Below are 10185 nucleotides of genomic sequence, written 5' to 3'. Positions count from 1 at the left end.
GAAAATCGGATCATCCACATTATCCCCGATGTGGTGCCGATGTGGGGCAAAGACGGCACGGGCGATCGCATGGTGTCTATGGGGTCTGCGGAGCGAATTGTGGCGGTGAATCGGCCTATACAGGTGATGGAGGGTGAAGGTTCAGGCAATGGCTAAAGTCGTCCTAGTTTAAGGTGTGTCAGTCCACTACTGGAATGTTTTATTTAAAACTATGAATTAGAAAGGAAATGGTGGGTTACGGCGCGGATGGAAAGTTGTGGGTTTTTCCGAAAAATTACTGCCTCGCCTAACCCACCCTACTATTGCCTTATCAAGGGGGGCTAGGGGGGATCGAAATAGAATATGTCGGCACATTTTCCCATTGTAAAAATTGTACCCCGAACTGTTGTGAAAGTCAACCTTTCTCTTTCACTTTCCACACCCTAATTTTCCCCCGCCACCACGCACCACTCATAGAGCTCGTAGGTGACGCAGTTGTTGGCGATCAGGGGGTCGGCGGCGACGATCGCTTCTGCGGCTTCCATCGATTCGGCTTCAAAAAGTAACATCCCTCCCCCCCGACGTTTCCAATAGCCGCTGCGGGCGTGATGTCCCTTGGCCGCCAGTTCTTTCACATAGGCGACGTGGGCCCGAACGTATTGGTCGAAAACCGATTTTTCGACGATTCCAGTTTCGATTTTGGCAAACCAAGGCATGATCGGCGCGATCGCTAATTTAGCGTTTGGATGGTCAACACTTGGGGCGGCGTGGCATCGGGGGGATAGAGAAACTCGAACTCCACCCGCCGCCGCGCCTGCGGCTCGATTTCCAATTGTATCAGGGGGGTGCCCTGCTGTCCCCGCTTTTGGACTAAGTGAAAATAGCGATTTTGCATCTCTCCCCCGGCGTCGGCGTAGCGGAAACGCACCGTCCCCCGGAAAAAAACGGCGTCGGGGAGTTCGTCGAAAAATTGCAGGCCCCCGGAGAGTCCGTCGGTTTTGAGGGGGGTTTCCAGGGTTAACGCCACGGTTTTGGGTTCGTCGGTGGGGTTGTAGAGGGGGAGATCGAGGGCGTAGCGGATGCCATAGTTGCCGTGGGCTCGGTAGGCGGTGTCGGGATAGCGGACGGCTAAAGGTGCACTTTGGATTTGGTCGGTGCCGAGTTGTCCGCCGGGGAGGGAACTGAGAACGTAGGAAATGGCGGCGCCGGGTCGGGGGATTTCCAGTTCGGGGATTTCGGCGTTCCAGGCGGAACCGAGGGCGACTCCGGCCACTCTGCCATATATAACAGTATCGGTTTCGGCGTCGGGGGGGGTGGGGACGCGATCGCGCGGCGTGGCGAGTTGTCCCCGGTTCAACAATTTAATCCAAGATTCTAGGGGCGGGGCGGATTCGCTCCCGTCGGGGTTCTGAACGGCGTATTGGGCTAAACTGGCGACATAAACCGGGTCGCTGCCCTGCAACTGCATCAGGAGCGATCGCCCGTTCAGGGGCGGTTCTAAGGGACGCACGGGGATGGGGGCGTTGATTAACATCCGATACCCTCGCGGCGGTATCGTGATCGTTTCGGGAAATTCGGACCCTCGCTTGCCCCGCAAAATATCGGCCATCACCCGAGAGCCGGGGCCGGCGTACACCTCACCTTGATTATTTTCTGCGATCGGGGGCAATTCTACAAAAGGCGCATCCGGCTGACTCAAATAACTTGCCGCCGTCAATATCTCTAATGTCACGGGTTCCGTCCCCGGATTGTAAACCAAAATCCCCAAATATAATGTCCGCAAATCCCCCGGTTCGGCGGGTTTGGCGACGTGGTGGGCAAAAATATCGAATCGCCCGTCCAGGGGAAAATTGAGGTGGGCCGTCGGTTGGCGTTTCCCCCGGGGCGAAAAGGTGGAGAGCAAAATTCCTTCGGACAGGACCAGTTCGGGACTGTTGCTGTTGAAAACGGGGATGCGATCGAGTTCTCCGGGCAGGGGGCGGACGTCGCGGGGTTCGGTAATGACGGGGGATGGAACTTGGGCGAATAGGGCAGGAGGCGTAAACGGCGATAGAAACATGGAGGCAAATTGATTCTGGATATCTGGATGATTATCAGATTTTTTTAGTCAAATAGTAAATTGTCTTCGAGCAACCGGGCGATCAGGGCGGCCCGGGTATTGACGCCCAATTTTCCGAACATCCGCCGCAGGTGGGTCGCCACCGTCCACGGGCTGATTCCCAACTGTTTGCCGATGATTTTATTGGGCAAACCTTCGGCGATCAGTCGGGCGATTTCTTGCTCTCGATTCGTGAGGTTGATGGCGGGATCTTCCGACGGGGAGCGACGGCGCACCAAATAATAGCGATCGCCGTCAATTTCGGCATCAAAAAGCACTTCATCGATCGCCTCATCGGTCTGTTTCAAAAGTTTTGCGGAAACTGAGGTTTGATTTTGATTCAGGAGAGATTTCAACATTTCGTGGAATGTCATCGCCTTACTCCGGTTAATGGTTTTTTGAGTAGTCGTCACCCCGATTCAATGAACTTTATGATGGCAGAATATAGCGGTTATCGATTTGCTGCGATACGGTTCGATCCCCCTAAATCCCCCTTAATAAGGGGGACTTGAAGTTGAAATCTGTATCGCCAGGACTGGAAAATTGCTGTATCTGCTCTGTCATTAGCGTCGCCACTGTTCCAAAATATAGGAATAGAACCAGTCGAGATCGACCCGTTTCATCATTTTAATCCTCCGACCTCCGGATTGTAAAACGATCCGGCCCTGACTTTCGCCCTGAGTGATTACGCCCGTTTCCAGGATTTGTAATTCATAGCGTTCGGGAGCTGCCAAATATGCAGTCGCCAGCACGTCCCAGAAGTAGTAATCTTGGGACATGGCGATCGCATAACACTGTCCGGCTAAATCGGAGAGGGGATACCGTCGCTGTCGGCCGAGTTGGCGGATCAAGTCGGAGGTCAGCGGGACAGTGTTGGTGATGTCGAGGGCACAGAGGACGACGGGAATCTGGGTTTCCCAAATTTGCGCGATCGCGAACGGGTCCCAGTAGGCATTCCACTCGGCCGAACCGTCTTGTCCGGGTTCGATGTCTTTGCCGACGTTTCCCGGTACGCTGAGGGCCCCTCCCATCCAGACAATCTTCTCGATGTTCGATTCGATATCCGGAGCAATTTTCAGGGCTTCGGCCACGGTGGTCAGGGGGCCCGTGACCAGCAGGGTGACGGGTTCGGCCGCGTTTCGGACCGCCTCGGCTAAAAATTCCTGTCCGGGTTCTGGGGCGAGGGGGGTGGCGATCGCATCCCGCTCATTTAAAATGGGCAGGTGATCGACGACGAAACAATCCCGTCGGAACCGGCCGGGAAAGGGATTCACGCCCCGAACCGTACTTTCGGCGACGGTGACATCAGTTTTCCCCATCAGATCCAAAATCTTTCGGGTCGCACTCACTGCCGGTCCGATGTAGCAGTCGGCGGGGGTGACGACGACTCCCAACGGTTGCACCCCGTCCATCGTCATCAGCAAAACGGTGGACAGGAAATCGTCAACGGCCCCGTCGTGGTCTAAGATTACCGGCAATTTGGACATGGGTGATGGAGAGGTTTCTGTTCGACGTTGTTATTTTATAGGGGAAGAATGGGAGAATATGCAGGTCGGGGCGTTTCGGGAGGAGATTTCGTCCATGTCCGATCGGGGTCAGATGCTGTCACAAAAGAGCGATCGCCTGGGGAAACTGGCGGCGCGATCGCTCGATACGTTAGAATCCCTGTTGCAGGATCGGGAGCTCTGCTTGCGGGAACGGGCCGCGATCGGCCTGAAAATTTTGGAGTTGGCGGGGGAAAGTCCGCCACCATCTCCCCCCAAGGATTCGCAATTTCTGCCGGGACGGTTCGTCCGCATCGAAAATTTTCTCTCCCCCGCCGAGAACCGACAAATCTTAGAATTGGCGATCGCGAATCAAAGTCAATTTGTCGCCTCCACGACCACGGGGGATGTCGCCAACTACCGGGAATCTTCTATCCTCTATGCGACCCACTTTCCCGACTATTATCAATTTTTCCAAGACCGCATTCTGCACACCCTCCCCACCGTCCTCTCAAAATTAAACCACCCCCGCTTTTCGGTGGATCAGGTGCAGATGCAACTGACGGCCCACCACGACGGCGACTATTACAAAATCCACAATGACGCCAGCAGTGCCAAGACCAAAACCCGCGCGATCACTTACGTTTATTATTTCCACCGATATCCGAAAACTTTTTCCGGCGGGGAGTTGCAACTTTACGATACGGAATGGCGCAACGGTTCGGCATCGGCCGGGGAGCGATCGACCATTATCGAGCCGCGCAACAATAGTATCGTCTTTTTTAACAGCCGATGTCAACATCAAGTCCTGCCGATCCGCTGTTCGTCCGGGCAATTTGAAGACGGCCGCTTCACCCTCAACGGCTGGCTGAGAAGGACAATTAATAATTAATAATTAATAATTCTATTAAATTTTGGGGGTTGGCTTTCCGAAAATTTGTGGGGGCGGGATCGGTCTTTGGGGATGGGGCGTTCAGTGCTTGGGGATTCTTAACCTGAAGATTATCCGATCGCGTGCCCTTTTGATTTATAATGCGCCCAATCGCTTTTTGAGGAGCTAAACGATGGCAACCTTAACTGTTTGGAAATATAATAGCGCCGACGGCGCCCAAAATGCCCTGAATAAGCTGAAGGAACTGCAAAAACAGCTTTTGATTGAAATTGAGGATGCGGCGATCGTCTATTGGCCGCAAGGTCGCAAGAAGCCCAAAACCACTCAGGCTGTCGATCTCGTCGGCGCGGGGGCCTTCGGCGGCGCGTTCTGGGGGTTGCTGTTCGGCCTGATTTTCTTCGTGCCCCTGTTCGGAATGGCCGTCGGCGCGTTGGCGGGGGCGCTGTCGGGACATTTCACGGATTACGGCATCGACGACGATTTTATCAAAGATGTCCGCAACCAAGTCACCGAAGGGACTTCCGCCCTGTTTTTGTTGACGGGTAAGGTGACGATGGATAAGGTCGAGGAAGCCTTCAAGGACGAAGAAAAAGGTCAATTAATTAAATCTAATTTGACATCCGAACAAGAAGCAAAATTGCGCGAAGATTTCGGAGACGAATAATTTCCATCTCAACAACGTCGGGGCGATCGCTCCGGCGTTTTGTCAAATCATTTTTCTCGATGGAGGGGGATTCAATATGTGGATCAAAGTGACCGATGAGGCGACGTACCTGATGAATGGCGATCGCCACATCGAAAAAGTGACCGGAAATGTGGTGGTGGAACGGGAGGGAAAAAAAATTACCATTCAAAATTTGCCCCGCCAGTGGTTCGTTTCGGAATCCCTCAACGTGGTCGTCGAATTGGATGCGGTGGAAGCGGACGTGCCGGAAATGAGGCCGATGTGAATTTCCGGGAGTTGGAGCGATCGCATCGGGATTTGTCAGCATCAAAACTGAGTCATTTTTGAGCTGCGATGGTTCTGGCAGATTCCGACCAATCCAATAATATCGATGTCGTTCAGTTGTTATTGTCATCGAAGGGCTGTCCGTAAATAAATCCATTTCCTGCCGTCCCCAGAAAGACCCGTCCAAATACATTCATGTCGCCCGTAATCACTCGACTTTTTTCAAAATAACCCATCGGATAATCGGCAATTTGAACCCAATTTTCGCCCAAATCTGTCGAGCGAAAAACGCCGGTTTCGCCGTCGATTTTACCTTGAATAAAGACGGTGGGTTGAGTGGTATCCGGTGCGGCTTTTCCAAAACCGAGAACGTTCGCTTCCTCGACGGCAACTTTGACAAAATCTTCTCCGAAATTGCTGGAACGGTACAAACCCTTTTCGCTGAGACTCACCCAAACCTCGCCCGCCATACCGGGTGCCGTTTTGACATTGGCACCCTGCCAGACCCCATCCGGTAGGGTTTCATTGACGATTTTCCAAGTTTCGCCACCATCGTCGCTGCGAATCAAACGTCCGCCGACATGGTGATAAATATAGAACGTTTCCCCGCGAACGGGATCGGCGGCCAACGCCTGCTGTCGGTTCCACAGATGAGTATGGGCGCCGCCCCCAATTTCTTCCCGTTCAAAGAAGGAAATCCGTCGCCAAGTCTTTCCTCGATCTCGGGTAAAATAGGGCGGTTTACCATTGCTGGGTTGCCAAACAATATTATTAGTATCAGTTGCAGAAACTGCAATATTACCGAATATTAAATCTTGGGGATGAGTTCCATTTTGAATCGAAGCAAAGTTGCTCCAAGTTCGGGCATAATTTGGCGAAAAGCCCGCCCGCATTTCCTGGGGATTGTGATGACTGGCTCCCACAGAAACAATAAAATTAGGATGATTGCTGCTGTAAGCTAAACTGGTGGTTGTAATAAAATTGCCATTCCCATGATTTTTGATCGGTGGAGAACATAAAGATTCATGGCGAAATCCGTCAAAGTCTGCGATCGCCGTGATCGGAGCGTCTTCTCCTGGGGTGCTGATAGCATCAAACGCAACGGTTTCTTCTAATCCGTTAACTGTAGCAGACCAATTGACGCTGCGATCGTTACCATTTTCTGTTTTCCAAATCCCAATACCATTGGTGAGCCAAACTTGACTCGAATCAAATGGAGAGACTGCAATACCTCCTGTCAGGCTATAGAAAATCCACTCCGGCCACCAAGAGAGTCCGTTGAGTTGATTGTTGAGCGCGATCCAGTTTTGTCCCCCGTCGTCTGACCGATAGATATCATTGGGTGTCATGGGATAAGTCACGACAAAAATTCGGTTTGGCTGATTGGGAGCGAGTGCGATCGCAGAATAGTTTCGCTCTAATTTTGGCGTGATATCTTGCCAGCCTTCCCGAGTCAATTTCCAAACTCCTCCGCGCGGATCTTGTTGACTGCGATAAAAAGTTGTAATCAACTCACCACTAGGATTGACAACCGCCTGTTGGGGAATGAGTTCTTTTGGAGGTCCCCCGGAAAGATGCTGCCAGGTTTCTCCCCCATCAGTTGTCCGGTAAATTCCTTCACCGGAAACACCCGCATAAACCACCTTTGTTCGATTGTCAGTTAGACCTGAAAAAGGGTCAAAAACAACAGAAGTGACTCCCGCTTGCTTGTCAGTGTCAGAGTTGGGTTGACCGATGGGGACAAGCTCGGGATTAATTTGATTCCAAGATGTCCCCGCATCTGTACTTCGCCATAACCCATTCAAGCGAGAACCAAAGTAGATCATATCACTATTATTGGGATCGACCGCCAGCCGTTCTCCTGTCCAACGCCACGGCTCGTTTCCTCCCATCGGTAAGGATAGGTCTAAAGTTTTCCAAGACTCCCCCCGATCTGTAGATTTGAGTAAAACTCCTGAAACAAGCTGTTGTTGTGAACGGGTATAACCGCCGATTGCAATGTAAACAATATTTGGGTCATTCGGATCGAGTGCGATACTCTCAACATGATCGTCGGATACATTTTGAGGAACTGAATCAGCACTTAAAAGTTGCATCCAGCTTTGGTTACTGGGATTCCAACGAAAAACCCCGCCGACATCTGTACGGGCATAGATGAGATTGGGTTCGCGAGGATGGATGACAATACCTGTCACAAATCCACCCGCTCCAATTTTGACCGGACTCCATTCATAACGTTCACCTATGGAAGTGCTAAATATTGTTTTTTCCGAGGAGGGATTGCAGGATTGAAGAGTTGATGCTTCTTGCCAGAAAAATTTGATAAAAAAGACGGATAGTAAACCTAAAGCTCCCACACCGAAGTAGAAAGCTTTTCTTGGGGATGTTTTTTTCATTGCCATCAATTTCACTGAATCAACGATTCTTTCATTATCAAACCAATTTAAATATCTTTAAATTTTTGTCTTTTCAATAAAGGTTAATAGAGAGCGAGTCGTACATTACTGGTAAGGGTACAGTATAAATTTCAGCCCCCATCTGTCAGTCCCATGAAATACGACCAAAAGAGACTGAAAATATGATCTATAATTTACCAGGTTAGTGAGTTACATCTGGCTGGGAAAAGAGTAGGGAGTAGAAAAGAAGTTTTTACCATTACCCATTCCCTCCAAGACTAACAGTGGTACCTCACCAACTCGAAAAACGCCATATGCAGTTTTGGGATAAAATTGAGCGATCGATCGGCTATGATTCAAAACTTTGTGATTAAATTTAATACTCTTTTGCGTATATCTTTTGAAGTGAAACTTTTTTGAATATAAAACCACGCAGCTTTTTGAGATATATTAAGTATAGGACCTAAATCTTGAAGCTTAGGTTTTTTTCCGGATAGAGAATAACCTATATTCAGCATATCTTGACCGGCTACTTTTTCACAAAGCCAAATTTCTGCATCACTTAAACTTCGTTTACTTTTTCCTTGAAAGGATGAGTTATTTCCAAAATCCTTCAAATCAACATGAGAAAAATTGGCACTCATGAAATCACCAACCTTAGCCATAGTTTCATTTGTTTGTTCGATTAATTCTTCATAAAAAACCAACAAAAACTGCTCGGGTTTCAGATCTTTCCAAGTATGGTATGTGTGAAGAGAGGCTTTCCAAGCCATAGATTGCAAGATGGGATGGTAGCGATTAGTATCGTGATATCCATTAGAAGTTACATACTTATAAGAACGAATAACAGAACGAGGATCTCGCATCAAAAATATAAACTTGGCATCCGGAAATTTATCAAGTAACTTATCAATATGCAAATAGTCTTGAGGTGTGTTGTATCCCCAAATCTTTTTGCCGACTAAATTGGCACTAAATTCCATAATACTTGTTAAAATTGTAGCCCAGTTCATATCAGCTTGTTCGCCACATTTTATGGCATAACTTTCTAATTCTCGTTCGTCTGATTCAGAAAGCATTAGTCCACACTCTATTGGTGGAGAATCCGGACGTTCAACTCTTCCTTTAATTAATTTGAGAATATATTGGGCAAAATCTCGATTGAGATGGGAATCATTTTCATTAAAACCACCGAGAGATTCTACATACTGTAAATAGTAGAAATCATTGACAATAAATAGATCTTGACTTTCATTCAACAACCGTGTAAATAAAGTCGAACCACTCCGTGGCATACCGACGACGAATAAAGGACTCGTTGCTTTCTCGCTTTTTTTCATTAGTTCTCAAAAATGAACGACAGACGGATATCAAAAGCTTATATGGCGTTTCTATTGATGGTGAAGTACGATTTTGGAGTCCAAATCTACTATGCTTTACAGCTTAATTCAATCCATCAAAAAAGTCAAGGATTTTCGGACTCATCAAGGAAATCGCTGACTATCAAGCTATTACGAACTTATCAATTCTCCAAACCCTAGCCCCCAGCCTTTTGAGAAGGTTAGGTTTGATCAATGTTGTTCATGGGATTAGAGCTGATTTGTCAAGAGAATCTTAGCAATACCGAATCGTCTGCCAGCACTGGATTTCAGCGATCGGAGACTCCCGGGGATATTTTTCTGGGAAGTCTCGTCACACAAGGATTTCAGCGACTGCAGAAATCAGATCTTAAGATTCAAGAGAATTTGTTAGAACTTCATTATCCTTTTCAGATCGGTAAAGGATAAAATCTTTTGAGCCTTGATAGCTAATTACTTTGGCGGGAATTCCAACAGCAACAGCGTTATCGGGTATATCTTTGGTGACAACAGCATTCGCCCCGATCGCCACATCATTTCCAATCGTAATTGCGCCAAAAATTTTTGCACCAGGTGCAATATAAACTCGATCGCCAATTTTAGGACATCCTCGTTTTTCCTGTCGCCCACCAATACCAATTGTCACCTCTTGACTTAAGTTACAATAGTCACCTATCTGAACATCACAATGAATGTAAATGCCACCTGCATGAGGAATAAAAACTCCCTTGCCAATTTCCGCACGATTGGGAATTTCCATTCCGGTCATAATTTCGACCAATTTTTGCCAAATTGCACAAAATGCTTTCAAAATCTGTCGAATTCCTGGAATATGAACTTGAGTATGAACCCAACGACTCAATCGATATTGAGTGAGCGCCCAAATTCCTTGCTTAGACAAGATGACTCGAACCCAAGAAAGGTTGTCCATATAAACATATCTATCAATATCTGCCTTCAATGCTTCCCAAAAATCCATTTTTTCCATGAACGCTATGAATTGATGAACACCTATTATTTTACTCTAAA

General features: G+C 48.4%; 10 protein-coding genes. 3 read left to right on the top strand and 7 right to left on the bottom strand.

Features of this window, described 5'->3' with window-relative positions; translation table 11 throughout:
- Positions 1-422: 422 nt before the first annotated feature.
- The 4 genes from AC0QHF_RS27015 to AC0QHF_RS27000 form a co-directional block, all read right to left on the bottom strand.
- The gene (locus AC0QHF_RS27015) at positions 423-695 is read right to left on the bottom strand and encodes a YciI family protein (protein ID WP_324707381.1); all 273 of its coding nucleotides are present in this window, start codon (positions 693-695) and stop codon (positions 423-425) included.
- A 14-nt stretch (positions 696-709) separates the two neighbouring features.
- Positions 710-2038: a DUF3370 domain-containing protein gene (locus AC0QHF_RS27010; protein WP_324707380.1), complete on the bottom strand. Its 1329-nt coding sequence runs from the start codon at positions 2036-2038 to the stop codon at positions 710-712.
- Between the two features lie 44 nt (positions 2039-2082).
- Positions 2083-2451 (bottom strand): response regulator transcription factor, encoded by a 369-nt coding sequence (locus AC0QHF_RS27005; RefSeq protein WP_324707379.1) that lies wholly within the window; start codon positions 2449-2451, stop codon positions 2083-2085.
- Positions 2452-2640: 189 nt separating this feature from the next.
- Positions 2641-3564 carry a nucleoside hydrolase gene (locus AC0QHF_RS27000; RefSeq protein WP_324707378.1) on the bottom strand — a complete coding sequence of 308 codons (924 nt, stop codon included), beginning with the start codon at positions 3562-3564 and terminating at the stop codon, positions 2641-2643.
- A gap of 94 nt (positions 3565-3658) precedes the next feature.
- Here AC0QHF_RS27000 and AC0QHF_RS26995 point away from each other — a divergent pair, with 94 nt between their 5' ends.
- The 3 genes from AC0QHF_RS26995 to AC0QHF_RS26985 all read left to right on the top strand — a co-directional run bounded on the left by AC0QHF_RS26995 (position 3659) and on the right by AC0QHF_RS26985 (position 5403).
- Entirely contained in the window at positions 3659-4453 is a 795-nt protein-coding gene (locus tag AC0QHF_RS26995) for a 2OG-Fe(II) oxygenase (RefSeq protein WP_324707377.1), read from the top strand.
- Positions 4454-4625: 172 nt separating this feature from the next.
- A complete protein-coding gene (locus AC0QHF_RS26990) occupies positions 4626-5117 on the top strand; it encodes a DUF1269 domain-containing protein (RefSeq protein WP_324707376.1) in 492 nt (163 codons plus the stop codon).
- Between the two features lie 76 nt (positions 5118-5193).
- Positions 5194-5403: a hypothetical protein gene (locus AC0QHF_RS26985; protein WP_324707375.1), complete on the top strand. Its 210-nt coding sequence runs from the start codon at positions 5194-5196 to the stop codon at positions 5401-5403.
- Positions 5404-5515: 112 nt separating this feature from the next.
- Here the strand turns inward: AC0QHF_RS26985 and AC0QHF_RS26980 are convergent, their stop codons facing one another.
- From AC0QHF_RS26980 to AC0QHF_RS26970, 3 genes are all read right to left on the bottom strand, one after another.
- Entirely contained in the window at positions 5516-7804 is a 2289-nt protein-coding gene (locus tag AC0QHF_RS26980) for a beta propeller repeat protein (RefSeq protein WP_324707374.1), read from the bottom strand.
- 350 nt (positions 7805-8154) lie between these two features.
- Positions 8155-9138 (bottom strand): sulfotransferase family protein, encoded by a 984-nt coding sequence (locus tag AC0QHF_RS26975; protein ID WP_324707373.1) that lies wholly within the window; start codon positions 9136-9138, stop codon positions 8155-8157.
- Between the two features lie 388 nt (positions 9139-9526).
- Positions 9527-10144, bottom strand: coding sequence for a serine O-acetyltransferase (locus AC0QHF_RS26970; RefSeq protein WP_324707372.1), 618 nt, complete (start codon positions 10142-10144; stop codon positions 9527-9529).
- Positions 10145-10185: the final 41 nt, after the last annotated feature.

Source organism: Lyngbya sp. CCY1209 (assembly GCF_055795065.1).
The sequence above is the reverse complement of the archived record's forward strand: the minus strand, read 5'-3'. Positions and strand labels throughout refer to the sequence as shown.